Raw genomic sequence first — 20,363 nt, 5'->3', positions numbered from 1 at the left:
TGAGTAGTTTTACAGGCAAAGCCGAAACGGATGATAACCACCTACTGAAGTAGGTGGTTTAGGGCTGAAAACAAAAAGCCTGCAACTAAGCAGGCTTTATTGTGGGGGGAGGGAGGGGAGCTGTTAGCCAACTTGAGAAAGATTAACCACTTTCTGTTGTAGCTTTTTCTTTAAATAGTCCGTTAAGGCCTGTTTTTCTTCCTCGTTCATGTAAAGACCAAGCTTAGTACGGCGCCATAAAATGTCTTCATCGGTCATTGCCATTTCATGGTTCATTAAGTAATCGATCTCACGTTGGTAAACACCACCTGCTTGTGCCGAGAACGTTTGTCCTAAGTCAGCTTCACTTGTTGTGCCTTCCATTAAGTTCCAGGTTTGGGTACCAAACTGTGTGACATAACGAAGAATCAATGCTTCTGGCGCCCAAGTGTATTTAGCGTGAATTTGTTTAGCTAATTGTTCACGACTACAGCTGAAGTTACCACCAGGAAGGGTTTGGTTGGCCGTCCAGTCTTTACCCATTTCAGGTAGGAACGGAGCAAGTTTCTTCATTGCTGCTTCACCTAACTTACGGTAGGTCGTTAACTTACCACCAAAAACAGAAAGCAGAGGTGCATGGTCGTATTCCGCATCGAGCTCTAGCGTGTAGTCTCGTGTGATTGCTTGCGGAGAGTCAGATTCATCGTCACATAAAGGACGAACACCACTGTATGTCCAAACTACATCTTCGCGAGTCAACTGGTGGACAAAGTGTTGGTTTACGATATCAATGAGGTAATCGACTTCGTCATCTGAGATCGACACTTCACGTGGGTCACCTTTGTATTCCACATCTGTTGTACCAATGATTGAAAACTTATCTAAGTAAGGAATCATAAATACGATGCGATTGTCTTTGTTTTGAAGGATGTAGGCTTGCGGTTCGTTGTGGATACGAGGAACAACGATGTGCGAGCCTTTGATTAAGCGAATGTTACGAGGAGAGGCTTGCTCTAATCCATCATCAAAGAACTGTTTTACCCAAGGACCCGCAGCATTGACTAACGCTTTCGCTTTACGTTCGAAACGTTGGTCTGTCATCACATCGTGAATAGTAACGTGCCAGATACCACCTTCACGGTGTGCTTTTTCCACGCGGCAGTAGTTACGCACTTCAGCATGGTTTTCGCGAGCCGCAAGAACGTTCAGTAATACTAAACGTGCATCATCAACCCAACAGTCAGAGTATTCGAAACCCGTTTTCATTTCTGGTTTTAGCAAGCCAGATTTCGCAAGGTTGACGGTTTTACTGCCTTGCAGCGTCGTACGTTTACCCAAGTTATCGTAAAGGAAAAGGCCACAACGAATCATCCAAGCTGGGCGTAGGAATGGGCGATGCGGTAAACGGAAACGCATTGGTAGTGCGACGTGTGGTGCTTTACGAAGAATAACCTCACGTTCTGCGAGCGCTTCCGAAACCAAACGAAACTCGTAGTGTTCAAGGTAGCGTAAACCGCCGTGGATCAGTTTAGAACTTGCCGAAGAAGTAGCGGACGCGAAGTCACTTGCTTCGTATAAGCCAACACTCAAACCGCGGCCAGCTGCGTCTGCCGCAATACCAGCCCCGTTTATGCCGCCACCAATTACGATCAAGTCTAAGGTAGTGGATGAGCTAGTAGTGGAAGCATTTTTTTGTATACTCATAAATTTGACCTCTTGGTGAGCGAACGAGCATTTTGGAACATGATCTAATCCTAGCTTAGGTTTCGTTTGTGATCATCTATTATTTTCGTTTGTGAGCGTTTTGTGTGATTTAGGCACAAAAAAACCTCTGCCTAATTAAGACAGAGGTCATTTGAGAGGCAAATTAATGATTGAAACTACTCGTTTTCGAAGTTTGTCTCGTTCGCTTCAACGACTTCAAGTGGAATTGAAGCTTCTTTTAAAATCGACAAGATTTCTTCTGGTGGCTGCTTGTTGGTAAAGATCATGTTGAGCTGAGCGATATTGCCTAGCTTCACCATGGCATTGCGCCCGAACTTGGTGTGGTCGACGGCAAGAAATACACTGCGGCTGTTGTCAATGATCGCTTGTTTGACTCTTACTTCGTGGTAATCAAAGTCTAATAGCGAGCCATCAAAGTCGATACCACTGATGCCAAGAATGCCAAAGTCGAGACGGAACTGTTTAACGAAGTCGAGAGTGGCTTCTCCAACAATGCCGCCGTCTCTGCTGCGGACTTCTCCACCCGCTAAGATGACTTTGATTTCAGGGTTAGGGAAAAGAATGGTCGCAACATTGATGTTGTTGGTGACAACACGCAACTGTTTATGGTTTTTATTGAGCGCTCGCGCAACTGCTTCTGGTGTGGTGCCAATATCGATGAATAGTGTGGCACCATCTGGAATGTGTTTGACTACCTCGTCTGCAATGACATCTTTTTCATTGAAGTTGAGCGCTTTACGCGTGTTGTAAGATGTGTTTTCAGAACTGAGAGGGATGGTTGCACCACCGTGATAACGACGAATTTTGTTGTCGTCGGCGAGTTCATTGAGATCGCGTCGGATGGTTTGTGGGCTGACATTGAATCTTTCTACCAACTCATCCGTGCTGACATAGCCTTGTTTTTTCACCAACTCAACAATCTGTTGGTGTCGAGGTATTTGCTTCACTTACCACTCCCTTGTGCATTGGTAACGGCCAATGCTTCAAATTCGAAGCTCTATTGTGCTCGAATTTGCGCGTTGTGAGAAGTAAGCGAGTTCAGGAATCGGGGATAAAGCGCAAAAAGAGCGCACAAATGGCGCTCTTTTTTTCTTATGGAGATGAGATTAATCTTCTTCGTCGTGAAGTTCAGACCAGGTTTGTGCACATTTCACTGCACGTTTCCAGCCCTTGTAACGACGATTGCGTTTTTCTTCATCATCGTGTGGCTCAAAGGTGCGGTCAAGTACCGCTTTATTCTGCAACTCATCAATGCTATCCCAGTAACCAACCGCAAGGCCGGCAAGGTAGGCTGCACCAAGAGCGGTAACCTCAGTTACTTGAGGGCGGTGTACTTCTGTGTTCAATACATCGGATTGGAATTGCATGAGGAAGTTGTTCGCTACTGCACCACCATCGACGCGAAGGTTCGCAAGCTTAATGCCTGAGTCAGCTTGCATCGCATCCAGTACGTCACGAGTTTGATAAGCGATGCCTTCCAATGTTGCACGGATGATATGGTTTGAATTCACACCGCGAGTAAGGCCGACAATCGTGCCACGTGCGTAGGCATCCCAGTATGGAGCGCCTAAACCAGTAAATGCAGGCACGACATAAACGCCGTTTGATGTATCCACTTTGGTTGCGAAGTATTCAGAGTCTTCTGCGCCGTTTAGGATTTTTAATTCATCACGTAGCCATTGGATAGAAGCACCACCCATGAATACGGCACCTTCAAGTGCATAAGCTGGTTCGCCTGCAGGACCACAAGCCAAAGTTGTTAGAAGACCATGTGTCGAAGTGACTTTTTCTTGGCCCGTATTCATTAGCAAGAAACAACCCGTACCGTAAGTGTTTTTCGCTTGACCCGCTTCAACACACATTTGGCCGTAAAGCGCCGCTTGTTGGTCACCTGCGATTCCAGAAATAGGAATACGAGTACCGCCTTTACCACCAATGTTGGTTTTACCGTAAATTTCCGATGAGCGCTTCACTTCTGGCATCATAGATGCTGGGATGCCAAGCTCATCTAACATTTTTTGATCCCAACATAGATCGTTGATGTTAAACAGCATGGTACGTGATGCGTTGGTGTAGTCGGTTACGTGGACGCGACCTTGAGTCATCTTCCAAACTAACCAAGTATCGACAGTACCAAACAACAGCTTGCCTGCTTCTGCGTCTTCTCGTGCACCTTCAACATTGTCCAGAATCCATTTAACTTTGGTACCTGAGAAGTAAGGGTCAAGCACCAAACCAGTGTTGTCACGTACATAGTTTTCGAGACCGCGTGCTTTTAAATCTTCACAGATATCAGCAGTACGGCGACATTGCCATACAATCGCATTGTAAACGGGTTTACCTGTTTCTTTGTTCCAGACGATAGTCGTTTCACGCTGGTTAGTAATACCGATAGCCGCTAATTGGTCGCTACGGATGCCAGACTTAGCTAGAGCTTCTACTAAGGTAGAGCTTTGTGTTGCCCAGATCTCCATTGGATCATGTTCAACCCAACCAGCTTCTGGATAAATCTGAGTAAATTCGCGTTGCGCGACGCTTACGATGTTCGCATCATGATCAAGAATCACTGCGCGAGAGCTTGTTGTACCTTGGTCTAGGGCAACAATGTATTTTTGCTCAGTCATGGTAAGAATCCTTTTGTTTCGTTATTTATATTTTAGTAAATGTTCGAGTTACGTCAGTTTTAAGCTCTAGCTTCTTCTGTTTCTTCTTCCGTCTCACATTGGTTTGGAATTGTACAGCCGTGGCCTTGTTGTGGAAGGTAAGCCGCAATCGCTTTTGGATACAACCAACCACCAAAACACGCACCTGCAATCGGAGCAAGTAAAGGCACGATAAAGTAAGGAATGTCTTTAGCACCTGTCAGAGCGTAATCCCAACCTGCGAAGTAAGCGAACAGCTTCGGTCCAAAGTCACGAGCAGGGTTCATCGCAAAGCCTGTTAGTGGGCCAAGTGAACCACCGATGACGGCAATCAAAATACCGATCAATAGAGGGTTCATTGCGCCACGTGCTGCGCCGTTATTTTCATCGCCCAGAGCCAGAATCGCAAACATCAGCACAGCAGTGATAACGAATTCCACAGCAAAAGCACCAAAGAAAGAGAGGGAGGCATGCGGATAGGTTGAGAAGATACCAGCAGTTGCTAGTGCATCTTGGCTGCTGCGAACGAAGTTATGAGCGATTTCGTAGTCGGTGAAAAGGTTGCTGTATAAGCTGTATACCAATGCAGCAGAACAGAATGCCCCAAGCATTTGAGCGATAATGTATGGCACCACTTTCGCCTTATCAAAACCATGGAACATAGCAAGTGCGATGGTAACGGCAGGGTTGATGTGTGCACCAGAGACGCCAGCCGTACAGTAAATAGCGATGGCGACACCGAAGCCCCATACAATACTGATTTCCCATTGTCCAAATGATGCGCCTGTTAGAACTAAGGCTGCAACACAGCCTACGCCGAAGAAAATAAGTAGTCCTGTACCGATAAACTCGGCCAAACATTCTCCGAGCAGAGAGGGGTGTTTGTTCGTTGTCATGTTAAAAGTCCTTTGATCATTTTTGCCTGTCTAGCACGGTACTATTGTGCATATATAAACGTTTGCGAAAACAAACGAGCGTTAAAAATGAGCGTTTGAGCATAAATTTGTTAATCAAAGTCTTCGTTTTTGTTAAATGGCGCATCTTTTAACCGGAAAAGAACACAACGAAAATAATTTATTTGTCACGAGGCCAGTGTTGAGAGCGCTCAAATTACCGATGTGAAAAAGAATGCACAACTGGTAAGAGGAGTTTTGTGAAGCTGCTACGTGCTTGGAGATTTATTACACAGAACTTGTGTAGCAGTTAACCCTAAAGGAGTAGGAGAATGTCAAATGTATCAAGGGCTAGCAGTGATATAAAAAAATACGCTGTCATGTTTGGACTTTTAGAAAAAATCGTCATCCCATTGATACCAATAGGATGAGTTGAGAAGAGAATAAACGCTGTTAATGTCTTGTGTTTGTGAATCATTGCTTCGGCTTGTATTCAGATAAAAATTGTTTTTTTTATTTCGTTTGATGCTAAACGTGATCGTTTTTCAGCTTTTTAGTTATTAGTTGGTTCGGAGCGAGTAGGGCAGGCGTAAATCGCCCTTTTTACGGTTAGTTTATGTTCTAATTCGAGCCTTTGTTTCAAAGGTTTCGAATTGGAATGCTCAAGTGAGAGGTTTGAATATCAGTTTCATATTAACGAATCTTGAGTAAAGTTGAACGATGATCTAATTAATGCTCATATAATTTACTGTATTTACTTATATTTAATCCATGTGCAACATTTGTCACAGAAATAAAATCCTAACTCCATACAATTCATGAACTTTCGAACGAAGATTTGTTTTGTTTCGTTCGCTCCTTTTGTGTTTTTACCATCGCATACAAAATAATGAGGTTCCTATGTTTGGAATATTCAAACCTAAGGCGCACATTGATCGTCTGTCCCCTGGCAGCATCGATAGCACCTACTCTCGCCTCCGTTGGCAACTCTTTATCGGTATCTTTGTTGGCTACGCCGGTTACTATCTAGTTCGTAAAAACTTCAGTTTGGCGATGCCTTATCTTATCGAGCAAGGCTTTAGCCGCGGAGACTTAGGTGTCGCCTTGGCAGCTGTTTCCATTGCATATGGTCTCTCTAAGTTTCTAATGGGCAGCGTTTCAGACCGCTCCAACCCTCGCTATTTCCTTAGTGGCGGCCTATTGATGTCTGCATTAGTGATGTTTTGCTTTGGCTTTATGCCATGGGCGACTGGTAGCGTCACTGCGATGTTCATTTTGCTTTTCTTGAACGGTTGGTTCCAAGGGATGGGGTGGCCTGCTTGTGGCCGAACCATGGTGCACTGGTGGTCACGTAAAGAGCGTGGTGAGATCGTTTCGGTTTGGAACGTGGCGCACAACGTGGGTGGCGGCTTGATTGGTCCACTATTTATTCTTGGCCTGTGGGCATTTAATGATGATTGGCGCACTGCATTTTATGTTCCTGCATTTTTCGCCACGTTGGTTGCTGTGTTTGTTTGGATGACGGTTCGCGATACCCCTCAGTCTTGTGGTCTGCCTCCTATTGAAGAATACAAAGACGATTACCCAGATGACTATGACAAGTCCCATGAACAAGAAATGACAGCGAAGGAAATCTTCTTCAAATACGTCTTCAACAACAAACTTCTTTGGTCGATTGCAATTGCAAACGCATTTGTTTACCTAATTCGTTACGGCGTACTGGACTGGGCACCTGTTTACCTAAAAGAAGCGAAGGATTTCTCGGTAGATAAATCGTCATGGGCTTATTTCTTATACGAATGGGCTGGCATTCCAGGAACACTATTGTGTGGTTGGATCTCTGACAAATTGTTCAAAGGTCGTCGTGCACCTGCTGGTATCTTATTTATGGTGTTAGTGACAGTTGCAGTGATGGTTTATTGGTTTAACCCTGCAGGCAACCCAACAGTAGATATGATGGCGCTTATTGCAATTGGCTTCCTAATCTATGGTCCGGTTATGCTGATCGGTTTGTACGCACTTGAACTCGCTCCGAAGAAAGCCGCAGGTACTGCCGCTGGTCTTACTGGTTTGTTTGGATACCTGGGTGGGGCAGTTGCCGCAAACGCGATTTTGGGCTACACCGTAGACCACTTTGGCTGGGATGGTGGCTTTATCATCTTAGTGGGTTCTTGTATTACTTCTATCGTGTGTTTGATGTACGCCTTCTTAGGTGAACGTGCGCACCACGAGCAAAAAGAGCGCGAGAAGGAAGCGCTAGCGTAATATTTATTTAAAGAGGCAGTGGAATACTGCCTCTTCGCTTTATCAAGGAAATAACAATGAAAACAAAGTCAGTATGTCTTACTTTTTTAGCACTTAGCCTCTCTGCTGGTGCGATTGCGAAGCCGCTTGTCATTGCGCACCGTGGCGCATCGGGCTACTTGCCTGAGCACACGCTAGAAGCCAAAGCACTTGCTTACGCAATGAAACCTGACTACATAGAGCAAGATGTGGTAATGACGAAAGACGACCAGTTGGTCGTGTTGCATGACCATTATCTCGATCGCGTAACGGATGTTGCGGAGCGTTTTCCTGATCGTGCACGTAAAGATGGTCGTTATTACGCGATTGATTTCACTCTGGCGGAAATCAAATCCTTGCGAGTTACCGAAGGGTTCAACATCGATGAGAAAGGCAACAAAGTAGCGGGCTATCCAACCCGATTCCCTATGTGGAAATCTGATTTCACCGTGCCGACGTTTGCTGAAGAGATTGAGCTGATCCAAGGCTTAAACAAAACGCTGGGTTATGACATCGGTATTTACCCAGAAATTAAAGCGCCTTGGTTCCATCGTCATGAAGGTAAGGACATTTCTAAAGCAGTACTTAAAGTCTTGAAGCAGTACGGTTACGGCTCTCAAGACGACAAAGTCTACCTTCAGTGTTTTGATGCGAATGAACTTCAACGCATCAACAGTGAACTCATGCCTACAATGGACATGGACTTAAAGCTCGTTCAGCTTATGGCTTACACGGACTGGAACGAAACTATGGTGTACAAAGGCGACAAGGCAACACCATACAGTTATGACTGGATGTTCGAAGCCGACGGAATGAAGAAAGTAGCGAGTTACGCGGAAGGAATTGGACCTTGGAAGCCGATGCTGGTAGATGATAAGTCAACCAAAGACAATATCATCATCAAGCCGTTGATGAAGGCTGCAAAAGACGCTGGCTTGCAAGTGCATCCATACACGTTCCGCGCCGATCCAGGACGCATTCCAGCGTACACTGACAGCTTTGAAGGCATGATGGATGTGTACTACAACCAAGTAAAAGTGGATGGTTTGTTTACTGATTTCCCAGATAAAGCGGTCAGCTTTTTAAATCAGTAATCAGCACTCACGCATTTTGCTTTAAGCTAAAAAGTCCCCCAACAGTTTCCTGCTGGGGGATTTTTCTTAACTATTTATTAGTTGTTTTTATGCAGTTCGCTGTTCAGTTCAACCGCGCTCTTGTTTGCAAGACACTCGATTTGACCTGTTATAGAGTTACGACGGAACAGTAGGTCAGAAACACCAGCAAGATCGCGTGCTTTCACCACTTCGACTTCTTGACCGTCAGAATCTAGCATGCGTACTTTAGAACCAGCAGTTACGTACAGACCTGATTCGATAGTACAACGGTCACCCATTGGGAAGCCAAGACCTGCGTTCGCGCCTAGTAGAGAGTTTTCACCGATAGAAACCACAACTTTACCGCCGCCAGATAGTGTGCCCATGATAGATGCGCCGCCGCCGATGTCAGAGCCATTACCAACCACTACGCCAGCAGAGATACGACCTTCAACCATGCTCACGCCTGTTGTACCCGCGTTGAAGTTGATGAAGCCTTCGTGCATTACCGTTGTGCCTTCGCCAACGTGTGCGCCAAGACGTACGCGAGAAGTGTCAGCGATACGAACGCCAGTTGGTACCACGTAGTCCACCATTTTAGGGAACTTGTCTACGCAATCAACGCTTAGTGCACGACCCGCTAGGCGAGCTTCGATTTGACGCTCTGCTAGTTCAGGTAGGTCGATTGGACCTTCGTTAGTCCATGCGATGTTGTGTAGTAGACCGAAGATACCGTCTAGTACCGTGCCGTGTGGTTGAACTAGTCGGTTAGAGATAAGTTGAAGCTTTAGGAAGCCTTCAGCAACGCTTTGTGGCTGTTCGTCAGTTGCAAGGATAACCAGTACAAGTGGTTGTGCTGATTCTGCTGCTTTTGCTGCGAAAGATGCGTTTGCTGCATCGCCGTTTGCTTCGAATGCTGCCGCAAGTTCTGCACTTTGTGCCGCAGAGATCTCGATAGCTTGGTTGCCTTGCTCGTAACCTGCTACTGCTGCTAGTGCGTTAACAAGCGCTTCGCTTGGGTTAAGAACTGGGTTTGGGAAAAACGCTTCGATGATTTTGCCGTCGCGGTTTTTAGTTGCCGTACCAAAGGCTAGAGAGAAGAAAGCCATAGTTGATCTCCATGTGTTGAGTCTTGTGTCTCGTCTGTTCACTGACAAGAAATAATTAAGTTGTCAGTCATCATAAAGAGAGTGTTCGGGAGTTTAAAGAGGGGAAATGGAGAAAGTCCGTAGATGGATACCTTTTGTCTTTTTAGAGATATGTTTGTCTGATGAGAAATGTGTCGCAAAAGCCTTCTCAGACCGGTTTGGGGTAAAGACAAAGTGAAGTTGGAGAAGGGGGCATAGCAAAAAATAAGGGGAGGACCGAAGTCACTCCCCCTACACTGGGTTTGTTGGATTTACTGGCTTTGGATAGTAAAGCGATAAATCGACTTAGAGGCTTAGCTCACCGACCTCCACAGCAAGTGCAACAGTTGCACCTACCATTGGATTGTTGCCCATACCGATAAAGCCCATCATCGCTACGTGTGCTGGTACTGAAGAGCTACCCGCGAATTGCGCATCGGCGTGCATGCGACCCATAGTGTCTGTCATGCCGTAAGAGGCAGGGCCTGCCGCCACGTTATCTGGGTGTAGAGTACGACCAGTACCACCGCCTGATGCCACAGAGAAGTAAGGCATGCCTTCACGGTTACGCTCTGCTTTGTAGATACCGGCAACTGGGTGCTGGAAGCGAGTCGGGTTAGTCGAGTTACCAGTGATACTCACGTCCACTTGTTCTTTATGCATAATAGCCACACCTTCACGTACATCGTCTGCACCGTAACAAAGGATCTCACCACGTGGACCTTGGGAGAAACGGCGACGTTCTACTTCCACTAACTCACCAGTTTGGTAGTTGTACTGAGTGCGTACGTAAGTGAAACCATTGATGCGTGAGATTAGGTAAGCGGCGTCTTTACCCAAACCATTTAGGATCACTTTCAACGGGTTTTTGCGTGATTTGTTCACGTTCAATGCGATTTTGATTGCGCCTTCTGCTGCTGCGAATGACTCATGACCGGCAAGGAAAGCGAAACAGCCACTTTCTTCATTCAATAGACGAGCCGCCAATGCACCGTGACCGATACCCACTCGGCGTTGTTCTGCTACGCTGTCTGGTTTTGTGCAGGCTTGAAGGCCTTCACCGATGATGTTTGCAGCTTCTTCTGCTGTTTTTGCTCCGCGGAAAATCGCCAAAGCAGTGCCTAGCGTGTAGGCATCGGCAGCGCTTTCAAACGCGATAGGTTGAGTGTCCATCACTAGTGCTTTAGGGTCGATACCACGATCCATACAGTATTGGTAAGCCTCTTCCAGAGAAGAAAGTTGCATTTCGTCTAATGTGCGACGTACAGATTCAGTAATTGGAGTGTTCATAATCTCTTTCCTCTTGGTGGCAATTATTGTTGGCGTGGGTTGATGGTAGTTACGGCTTCGTCAAAACGACCGTAAGTCCCCGTTGCTTTGTCTGCGGCTTCTGCAGCAGATACGCCTTCGTTGATGGCTTTCATCATCTTGCCGAGGTTGAGATATTGGTAACCAATCACTTCTTTGTTTTCGTCTAGCGCGAGTTTTGTTACGTAGCCTTCAGCCAACTCCATGTAACGCACGCCTTTTGCTTTAGTTGAGTAACTAGTACCCACTTGGCTGCGTTGAGTTTGACCAAGGTCTTCCAGTGCCGCACCAATTTCCAAGCCGCCTTCAGAGAAAGCAGATTGAGTACGACCGTAAACAAATTGAAGGAAGATTTCGCGCATCGCGACGTTAATAGCATCACATACCAAGTCGGTATTCAGTGCTTCAAGAATGGTTTTGCCAGTTAGGATTTCTGCGGCCATCGCGGCTGATTGAGTCATGCCTGAACAGCCGATCGTTTCGATCAAAGCTTCTTCGATGATGCCGTTTTTGACGTTAAGAGTCAGTTTTGCTGCACCTTGTTGAGGAGCACAAGCACCAACGCCGTGGCTAAGACCAGAAATCGCGATAACGTCTTTTGGATTGATCATTGCGCCTTCAACAGGGATCGGTGCAGATGCATGAAGATCGCCGCGTTGAATCGGGCACATTGATTGGATTTCGTGTGAATATTGCATAGTGTTTTCCCAGTGTACGATATCCAGCCTATTTGTCAGACTCAACGGCGTTGACTGCTCTTATTCGCTCCATCAAATAGAAAACTATGTTCAGGAGGTTCATGCGTTTGTCGCCTTGTTGAGTTAACAACTATTTTGGATATCTTTTTAATTTTTGAGAAAACAGGAGCGGGGTTGGAGAAGAGTTGAATTGCTCACTACAGAACTCTTGCTTTAACAACATTGGTAAAGCATTTCCAACAGGGCTGACCTGTTTTCGTTTCTGTAGGAGTCATTAGCTGTAAAAGCGGTTCGAATCTTTCGATTCCGGTGGCACCCCATCACCGAACCCATTTAGACTAGATCTAAGTCACACTAATCTGCAACATGAAATTTAGAGCAATTTGGGATATTAAATCGGTTCTTTATATTCTCAGAGATATATGGAGATAAACGGAAGGAATAAAAAAACGCCGCATAATGCGACGTTTTTTCTAAACAAATGAGAGGCTTATGCAGCGTCTTCTTGCTCGCTATCTTCTTCAACAGCTTCAAGCTTCTTTGCTTTTTTTGGTGCAGGTTTACGTTTTGCACCAAGAGCGTAAAGCACTTCTTCTTTGTTTTGCGCAAGGAACATTGCAAGATCTTCTTGCTTACCTTCGTCTTCTAGAAGTTCACTTTTACCCAGCAGTGAGAATAACTCGTCTGCCATATCCAGCATTTTGTCGTATGCGTCAGCTTCCGCTTTAGAGGTAAAAGTCATTTTCTCTTCTCCATTGCGTTCTACCACGTACTTGACGATTACAGCCATGGTTGGTCCCCTAATTTGGTGTATTGATACTGGCTTTTTATACAGTTTTTGACCAATCAAGTCTAGCGACAAGCCTCAGAATGAGAGACACGTACAACTAACTGACTAGCATTTAAACTATCTTGGTTTCACTTTGCGGATTTGTCCGCCAAAGGAAGGTTTGTTGGTCGCTCCCAATCTTGGCAAAATTCGATAAACGTTCTGAGCAATGGGCTTTGATATTTCTCTTTATGAACCAGTAACCAGAAGCGACGTTTCATATCTAAAGGCATGTCGAGCAGTTTTACGCGGCCGTCACGAATAGCAGGTTCTGCAGACAAACGTGACAAACAGCCCAAGCCTAACCCTGCCGATACTGAGTTGATCAACGCTTCGGTGGTATTGAGCTGAAAAGCTTCATGCCAATGTTCCAAGCGCGGCGCGACAACGCGCATAAAAAATTCGCGTGAACCAGATCCTGCCTCTCGCAATATCCATTCACTGTTTTCTAGCTCGGTTAAGTTTACTGGCCCTTCGTGCGCGGCTGGGGAATTGGGCGCGCAAATCACGCACATTTCATCTTCGCTAAACTGGGTAGACTGCAATTCAGGGTGAAGTGTTTTGCCTTCAATGAGGGCTATGTCTAACTCGTAATCGGTCAGCATGTCGCAGATTTGTGCGGAGTTAGAAATGAACAGACTTTGAGAACGATGGTTCGTTTGCTGACGAAATTCGCTAAGCAAATAGGGCGCGACTTGGTTGCCAATGGTGTCGCTGGCACCAATGCGAAGTTGGCCCGATAGCGCTTGGTCACCATCGAAAATTCTCTCGATGTCCTTGGCTCGGTTGAGTAATTCATCCGCCAGTGGCAGTAGTTTTTGACCTTCTTGGTTCAAAATCAGTCGGTTATTAACACGATCAAATAAGTGATGGCCGATCTGCTTTTCTAATTCTGAGAGTGCCATGCTCACTGCGGCTTTCGATAAAAAGAGACTATCAGAAGCCGCTGTGAGCGTTTTGTGCTGCGTGATCGTCGTAAACACTTTCAGTTGTTTAAGAGAAATGTGACTTGCCATACCCCACCGTTAAGTAATTCTGAACGTTTGTTTTAAATAATTAGATATATCGGAACGAAGTGCAAGCGTATTATACGTCCCATCAAGAGTGAGTCTGGTTGAGGTCATCATGATTCAAAGAACAAAAGCAAAAGTAATGGGAGCACCAACTCCAATGGCGGGTTTGGCTCTTGGTATTGCAAGCTTGGGCTGGAGTTGGGAGAACTTCGCCGAATTACATGGCTACGGACAGTGGATTAGTGCGGGTATCGCGAGCATATTGTTGGCTATATTGGCAACCAAGTTTTTGCTACATAATCATCTATTGAGACAAGATCTTGCTCATCCGGTTGTGGGCAGCGTGGTTCCGACATTTGCGATGGGCACTATGGTGGTATCGAACTCTCTCGGCCATTTTTACCCATTAGCTGGCGATGCGCTTTGGCTGATTGCGGTGGTTTTGCACATCGTATTCTTGGTGAGCTTTGTTTACCATCGCGCCAAAGATTTTGAATTGCACCACATGGTTCCTAGTTGGTTTGTACCGCCTGTGGGTATCATCGTTGCGGATGTGTCTTTCTCTGGCAACCCGATGTTAGCACCAGTGGCACAAGGTGCATTGATGTTTGGTATGGTGGCGTACGCGATCATGTTGCCGATGATGATTTACCGTTTCATGTTTACCCATGAAATTCCGGATGCAGCGAAACCAACAATGGCAATTATGGCGGCACCAGCAAGTCTATCATTGGCAGGGTACTTAACGGTCACTGCGACACCATCACCAGTGATCATCGCTATGCTATTTGGTATCGCGGTATTGATGACAGCCATCATTTACCTCGCATTCTTTAAATTGCTTAGACTGCCATTTAGCCCAGGCTATGCGGCGTTCACTTTCCCGATGGTGATCGGTGCGACGGCGCTGTTTAAAATGGCGAATTGGATGGAGTTGCAAGGATTGGCTGCGCACTATGTTCAACAAGTGCGAGGCTTAGCTAGTCTTGAGTTGATTGTGGCAACATTTGTTGTCTCTTATGTGGCCTTACAATACATCAACAACTTGTTGATTCAGCCACGCTTGATGCACGCTCATCACGCTTAAATAGCAGATAGGAAAAAGCCTCTTGGTCTTACAACCAAGAGGCTTTTTTATTTCAATCGGCGTCGATGTTGGACACTAGCCTTTTTTGTAAAATCGCGACATCTCATCCAGAGAATGACGAATGATATCGACAGGAATTTTCTGTTCTTTCTCGACTTTTAACTGGCGATTCAGTTGCTGAGAGTGCCCGCCAGGGTTGACCACAAGCATCAGTTCTTTGCCGACCAATGCATAGTTGTAGTAGCTGCCTGCAATATACCAATCGCGAGAGGCAGAGCTATCAAACAAGTTATGACCAACGCTGTATGAACTCGTTGTGCCTTGAACGTCAAACAGCGTATTCATCATGGTTGGCACGACGTCAAAATGGGTCGTGCGGTAATCAACTTGCTCTGGCTGACGATTTGGCATGTACACGTAAAGAGGCACATGTACTTGAACGTCACTGTAGTTACCCGTGTGGCCCCAATAGTTCATCTTATGGTCGTTAAACTCTTCACCATGATCTGATGAAATCACCACAATGGTGTTGTCTAAGTCGACATTTTTCAGCACATCACCAATCAAGCTGTCGATGTAGTACAACGAGTTCTTGTATCGATTGTGGTAAAGCGAAGCGTCAAAATCGTTGTTGAGCAAAATGTGGTCAACGCGTTCCCAGTATGGTTTGAATTTCGCAAATTCAGGTTCAGGAAACACCGTACCGTGGGCGGCATCGTAGAACAGAAAACCAAAGTACGGCTTGTCGCTGTCCTGCTTTTGGAACTCGATGAACTTGTCTGTTATCTGCTGATCGCGCTCGACAGCTGTTTCTCCAGTTTGTTTCAGGGTCAAGTCCGACACTTTTTTGAATACCGTGCGAGAAAGTGGCGGGCTGGTGAGCGGTGCCGAGCCAAAAATGCCCATGCGGTAGCCTTCTGCTTGCAGCGTATCCATAAAAACAGGAGAGCGTTGACTTGCGTAAAAGCTTTCCCAGTAGGTCGCTGGCAAGCTGTAAAACAGGCTGAAAATACCCGCTTGAGTTGAGTTGCCGCCGCTCATATGTTGTGTGAAATTCACTGTTTTTTCGGCGAACTTGCTGACATTTGGCATGACTTCCGGCGTCGCATCACTGTAGCGCCACGCATCAACCAAGATAAACAAGACATTGGGTTGTTTCTCTTTGCTTTGCACTTGAATCGGCGCAAGCGGATAGTTGAGTGAGCTACGTTCAATGTTGGTTAACTCTACGCGGTTCTTCGATGCAATGTTCTCATCCACTAGGTCGTGTTTGTAAATAAATTTACGAGCCGTCAGCGGGTAGTAAAGTGGCCAGTTATTCGAAAACTGACTGACTTCATCGTCGTAAAGTGCGTTTTTGTACGCATGAATCATCTGCGTGCTAAGCAATACAGCAAACCAAACGCTGATCAAAACGAACTTAGCTCGGCTTTGTGCCAGTTTATTACTTACCCAAACGGTACAGGCGAGCCCGATCACCAGAACGGCAACTTCACTGACGAAGATAAGCCAACTCATCCAAGAAATATCGAAGACATCACCGCCACCTTCGAAAAACATACGGATTAATAGGGCGTTGATGTGAAGTTTGTATTGCTGAAAAACGAGGATATCGACTTTAAACATGATCAATAGACAGATCGCGATAGCGATCACGATACCTTTGAATGCTCGAGTCGGTAGAAAAGAGAGCAATAAACTCAACAACATAAATGGAAGAGCGATCAAGCCCAGCCAGCCATATTGAGTCGAAACCAAATAGTAACCTTGCAACAAGGTTAGCGGTTCATTCTGATTGTTAGACAACACAAAAGGATAACAAGCGATCGACAGGTACACTGCAAAGCAAGCAAAAAAAGCAATCAGCCAAGCGCTGTTGGAAGACAGTTTGCGAAACATACTTTTTGTTTGTTTATAAATTATGGGTAGAGGGAGTATAAAACAGTGTTTTTTATTATGGAATAGTTGCGACGAATGTCACATTTTGTATGGAAATGTCAGACTTGATTGACATGTGAAAATTCAGAAGATTCATACTCTATTTGAGTGATATATAACCTTTTGTTTTTTCCGAACGCGAGATCACTGCGGGTTTAAATGGGGCTGTGCTAAGCTAGCTAACAGTTTCAATCGGCGCTCGGTATTCCCAATTTGTTTACTGTTTATCACTCCAACCAAGTTGACGTTCTTAAATCACTCCTTGTCGAACTGATTCGAATCAGTCCGCTGGAAAACCCGTTCGAAAAAGAACAAATTCTGGTTCAAAGTCCAGGCATGTCCCAGTGGCTAAAAATGGAATTGGCCAAAGAGTTTGGTGTTGCCGCGAACATTGATTTTCCGCTCCCTGCGACTTTCATTTGGGAAATGTTTACGCAGGTATTGCCAGACGTGCCAAAACGCAGTGCGTTTAACAAAGAAGCGATGACGTGGAAGTTGATGCATTTGCTTCCGGGGCTTCTCAACCAAGAGGTGTTTTCGCCGTTAGCGCAGTACCTCAAAGATGACATTGACCACTCTAAGCTGTATCAGCTGGCTGAGAAAATTGCCGATATTTTCGATGGTTACTTGGTGTATCGTCCGGAATGGATCGCAAGTTGGGAAGCTGGGCAGAGTGTGCCAGAGCTGGAAGATGAGCATCCGTGGCAGCCGATCTTATGGCAAGCGTTGTATGATCACACTGTGTCATTAGGACAGTCTCCATATCACCGTGCCAACCTTTATGAGCACTTTATCGACACGTTAGAGAGTTTTAACGGCAATTTTGACCATTTACCCAAGCGTTTGTTTGTTTTTGGCATTTCTTCGTTGCCGCCTCGCTATATGGATGCGCTAAAAGCAATTGGTGAACACATCGACGTGCATCTGATGTTCACCAACCCGTGTCGTTATTACTGGGGTGAAGTTCGAGATCGCAAATATCTGGCTCGTTTGGCGGCGAAACATCGTCAGCACGTTGTGTGGCAGGACGATCACTCGGAAGTGCAAGGTGAAACTGAGCAACTGAAAGGATCACTGGAAGATAATGTGATCGATGAGCTGCACACCGATGTGGTCGGAAACAGTCTGTTGGCATCCATGGGTAAACTCGGGCGCGACAATATGTATCTGTTGTCTCAGCTGGAATCTCATGAAGTTGAAGCCTTTGTTGATGTTGAGCGCGACAGTCTGCTCCATCAATTGCAAGCGGATATTCTCAATCTTGAAGAACATCAAGATGACCAACAGATTGAAAACAGTCATCACAAACAAGTGGTTAGCTTGGGTGATAAATCACTGAGCCTACACGCTTGTCACAGCCCGATGCGCGAAGTGGAAGTGCTGCATGATCAACTGTTGGCGATGTTCGATGCTGACCCAACGTTAAAACCGCGCGATATTATCGTGATGGTCGCGGACATCAACGCTTACAGCCCTGCGATTCAGGCGGTCTTTGGTAACGCGCCGGGTGAGCGTTTTATTCCCTATTCGATTTCTGACCGAACCGCCGATCAAGAGAGCCCAATTCTGGCCGCATTTATGCAGTTGGTGAACTTACCCAATACGCGCTGTTTGGCATCAGAACTACTCGAACTTCTGGAAACTCCGGCGATATTAAAGCGTTTTGAACTCAGCGAAGATGATTTTTTACAAGCCAAACAATGGGTTGAGGAATCGGGGATTCGCTGGGGATTGGATGCCAATACCGGACGCGAATTTGAACTGCCGGAAACCCGTCAAAACACATGGCAATTTGGTATTCAACGCATGTTGCTTGGCTACGCGATGCCAGAATCCGCTGGTTTGTTTGAAACCGAGCAAGGCAGTTTGTCTCCGTACAACGAAGTGCAAGGCATGGGCGCAGAGCTGGCGGGCAAGTTGGCACACTTTATCCAACAAATTAGCACTTATCGAAGCAAACTTTCTCATGTTCAAACTATCGATGGTTGGCGAGAGACTTTGGTTTCACTGCTGGATGACTTCTTCTCAGTTGAGTTAGAAGGCGAAATGGCGCTCAAGTCCATTCGCGATACGCTCAGCCAACTCAAAGAGCAATTAGCTGATGCCGCATTTGATGATGCGTTATCGCCGTCGATCATCAGCCAATACCTTCAAAACAAATTATCTGGCACACGAGTCAGCCAGCGCTTCCTTGCTGGTCAAGTGAACTTTTGTACCCTGATGCCGATGCGCTCTATTCCGTTTAGAACCGTTTGTCTACTGGGGATGAATGACGGCGTGTACCCACGCTCCATGCCGCCAGAAGGCTTTGACTTGATGACAGGAAGAACCAAACCGGGCGACCGTTCGCGCCGAGATGATGACCGTTACCTATTCCTCGAAGCGATGTTGTCTGCACAACAAACGCTCTACATCAGTTATGTTGGCCGTTCAATCCAAGACAATACCGAGCGAGTGCCTTCGGTTCTGGTTTCTGAGCTGATGGAATACTGCCACCAAAACTATTGTTTAAGTGGTGATGAAGCGTTGCCTGTTGATGAGTCTGGCGACAACTTATTAAATGCGTTGGTGAATACCCACGCCATGGTGCCGTTTAGCCCAAGTGCGTTCCAAGGCATGCACGCCAGCTACGCGAAAGAGTGGATTCCAGCGGCATTGACTCAAAGCAGTCAATCGCAAGGCTATGTCCGTCGTGATTTTAATCGGGCATTAGACGACTATCTGTTGGGAGCGACGTTCCCGCTTGAGCTCGACTTAGTCGAGTTGCAACGTTTCTGGCGTTTACCAGTGCAGTATTTTTTCAATCGTCGTTTAAAAGTAATCTTTGAACCGCCGCTACCGGTGATGGAAGACGACGAACCCTTTGTTTTAGGTGGTTTGGAAAGCTATCAAATGCGTGATGAGCTGTTAGAAATCTTGCTTGAAACGACATTGATGCAGCCAGAGAAAAAAACAGAGGTGCTTAAACACTTTATGAGTCAACAGCGCGCGCAAGGCAAACTGCCGGTGGGGGCGTTTGGTGATATCGAATTTGAAACCAACCGAGTTCAGGCGGAAGAGCTGGTGGATAAACTGGCGTTTTTATCTGGTGCGCCTCAAGACGATTTGGAAATCGACCTGACGTTTGATTCCTTGTTTGAGCGAAATGAAGGCGAAGAGAAAAACGTTCGCCTAACAGGTTGGCTAACTCAATGCTACCAATCCGGTTTGATTCGCTATCGAAGCGGTAAGATTCGATCGCAGGATTACCTTGCAGCGTGGATCGATCACCTTGCCATGTCGGCGTCGGGTCATGCTAAGAAAACCCACATCATTGGTTACGATCGTAAAGAAGGCGCGCTGCATTTGATCTACCCAGAAATTGCCGATGCGCAGTATGCCAAACAGCTACTGACTGAATTAGTTCGCTTATTCTTCGAAGGCATGACTAAGCCTTTGCCTTATTTCCCGAAAACGGCGTTGGCTTGTGTTGAAGCGGGCTTTAGTCGCGGTCAGTGGGTAGATGACGAAGAGAAATCTTTGAAGAAAATGGCTGACGCATTCAATGATGGCTTCATGAGCCCGGGCGAAGGCAATAATGCGTACATCTCTCGAATTTGGCCTGCTTGGAATGATGAGTTGGCCTCAGAAGTTCGTTTGCTGACAGCATTAGTTTTGCAAGGTGCGCGCTTAGCGGTTCAAGACGCTGATGATGTAAAAGCGTAATAAAGACAGCTGGGTAAAGAGAAGGAAGAGTAGGGTGGCCGC

At 46.1% G+C, this 20,363-nt stretch carries 14 protein-coding genes and 1 riboswitch; of the genes, 4 read left to right on the top strand and 10 right to left on the bottom strand.

Annotation, left to right across the window (positions count from 1 at the left end; translation table 11 throughout):
* Window positions 1–123 precede the first annotated feature (123 nt).
* The 4 genes from glpD to R7P74_RS21115 form a co-directional block, all read right to left on the bottom strand.
* Complete coding sequence (gene glpD / locus R7P74_RS21130; RefSeq protein ID WP_318123149.1) at window positions 124–1,683, bottom strand: glycerol-3-phosphate dehydrogenase; 1,560 nt, start codon at window positions 1,681–1,683, stop codon at window positions 124–126.
* Between the two features lie 176 nt (window positions 1,684–1,859).
* Entirely contained in the window at window positions 1,860–2,651 is a 792-nt protein-coding gene (locus R7P74_RS21125; RefSeq protein ID WP_006742414.1) for a DeoR/GlpR family transcriptional regulator, read from the bottom strand.
* Window positions 2,652–2,810: 159 nt separating this feature from the next.
* Window positions 2,811–4,328, bottom strand: coding sequence for a glycerol kinase GlpK (glpK, locus tag R7P74_RS21120; RefSeq protein ID WP_005380193.1), 1,518 nt, complete (start codon window positions 4,326–4,328; stop codon window positions 2,811–2,813).
* A 59-nt stretch (window positions 4,329–4,387) separates the two neighbouring features.
* The gene (locus R7P74_RS21115; RefSeq protein WP_005380195.1) at window positions 4,388–5,242 is read right to left on the bottom strand and encodes an MIP/aquaporin family protein; all 855 of its coding nucleotides are present in this window, start codon (window positions 5,240–5,242) and stop codon (window positions 4,388–4,390) included.
* An 897-nt stretch (window positions 5,243–6,139) separates the two neighbouring features.
* Between R7P74_RS21115 and glpT the strand changes: the two genes are divergently transcribed.
* Complete coding sequence (glpT, locus tag R7P74_RS21110; protein WP_005380199.1) at window positions 6,140–7,504, top strand: glycerol-3-phosphate transporter; 1,365 nt, start codon at window positions 6,140–6,142, stop codon at window positions 7,502–7,504.
* A gap of 56 nt (window positions 7,505–7,560) precedes the next feature.
* Window positions 7,561–8,616, top strand: coding sequence for a glycerophosphodiester phosphodiesterase (gene glpQ / locus R7P74_RS21105; protein WP_017820787.1), 1,056 nt, complete (start codon window positions 7,561–7,563; stop codon window positions 8,614–8,616).
* A gap of 77 nt (window positions 8,617–8,693) precedes the next feature.
* On the opposite strand, the gene dapD is transcribed toward glpQ, so the two are convergent.
* From dapD to R7P74_RS21080, 5 genes are all read right to left on the bottom strand, one after another.
* Entirely contained in the window at window positions 8,694–9,725 is a 1,032-nt protein-coding gene (dapD, locus tag R7P74_RS21100; protein WP_017820786.1) for a 2,3,4,5-tetrahydropyridine-2,6-dicarboxylate N-succinyltransferase, read from the bottom strand.
* A gap of 324 nt (window positions 9,726–10,049) precedes the next feature.
* Complete coding sequence (locus tag R7P74_RS21095; RefSeq protein ID WP_005386498.1) at window positions 10,050–11,033, bottom strand: GGGtGRT protein; 984 nt, start codon at window positions 11,031–11,033, stop codon at window positions 10,050–10,052.
* A gap of 23 nt (window positions 11,034–11,056) precedes the next feature.
* Window positions 11,057–11,749: an iron-sulfur cluster assembly scaffold protein gene (locus R7P74_RS21090; protein WP_005386501.1), complete on the bottom strand. Its 693-nt coding sequence runs from the start codon at window positions 11,747–11,749 to the stop codon at window positions 11,057–11,059.
* A 258-nt stretch (window positions 11,750–12,007) separates the two neighbouring features.
* Window positions 12,008–12,083, bottom strand: a riboswitch (Fluoride riboswitch).
* Between the two features lie 156 nt (window positions 12,084–12,239).
* Complete coding sequence (locus R7P74_RS21085; RefSeq protein WP_005380208.1) at window positions 12,240–12,539, bottom strand: YebG family protein; 300 nt, start codon at window positions 12,537–12,539, stop codon at window positions 12,240–12,242.
* 128 nt (window positions 12,540–12,667) lie between these two features.
* On the bottom strand, window positions 12,668–13,594 hold the full coding sequence (locus R7P74_RS21080; RefSeq protein WP_318123148.1) for a LysR substrate-binding domain-containing protein: 927 nt from the start codon (window positions 13,592–13,594) through the stop codon (window positions 12,668–12,670).
* Window positions 13,595–13,703: 109 nt separating this feature from the next.
* Between R7P74_RS21080 and R7P74_RS21075 the strand changes: the two genes are divergently transcribed.
* Window positions 13,704–14,678: a TDT family transporter gene (locus R7P74_RS21075; RefSeq protein WP_005391714.1), complete on the top strand. Its 975-nt coding sequence runs from the start codon at window positions 13,704–13,706 to the stop codon at window positions 14,676–14,678.
* Window positions 14,679–14,753: 75 nt separating this feature from the next.
* Here the strand turns inward: R7P74_RS21075 and R7P74_RS21070 are convergent, their stop codons facing one another.
* Window positions 14,754–16,577 (bottom strand): DUF3413 domain-containing protein, encoded by a 1,824-nt coding sequence (locus tag R7P74_RS21070; protein ID WP_182016228.1) that lies wholly within the window; start codon window positions 16,575–16,577, stop codon window positions 14,754–14,756.
* A gap of 252 nt (window positions 16,578–16,829) precedes the next feature.
* Here R7P74_RS21070 and recC point away from each other — a divergent pair, with 252 nt between their 5' ends.
* Window positions 16,830–20,321, top strand: coding sequence for an exodeoxyribonuclease V subunit gamma (recC, locus tag R7P74_RS21065; RefSeq protein ID WP_318123145.1), 3,492 nt, complete (start codon window positions 16,830–16,832; stop codon window positions 20,319–20,321).
* Window positions 20,322–20,363: the final 42 nt, after the last annotated feature.

The sequence above is a fragment of the Vibrio sp. 2033 genome, from assembly GCF_033339735.1.
The sequence above is the reverse complement of the archived record's forward strand: the minus strand, read 5'-3'. Positions and strand labels throughout refer to the sequence as shown.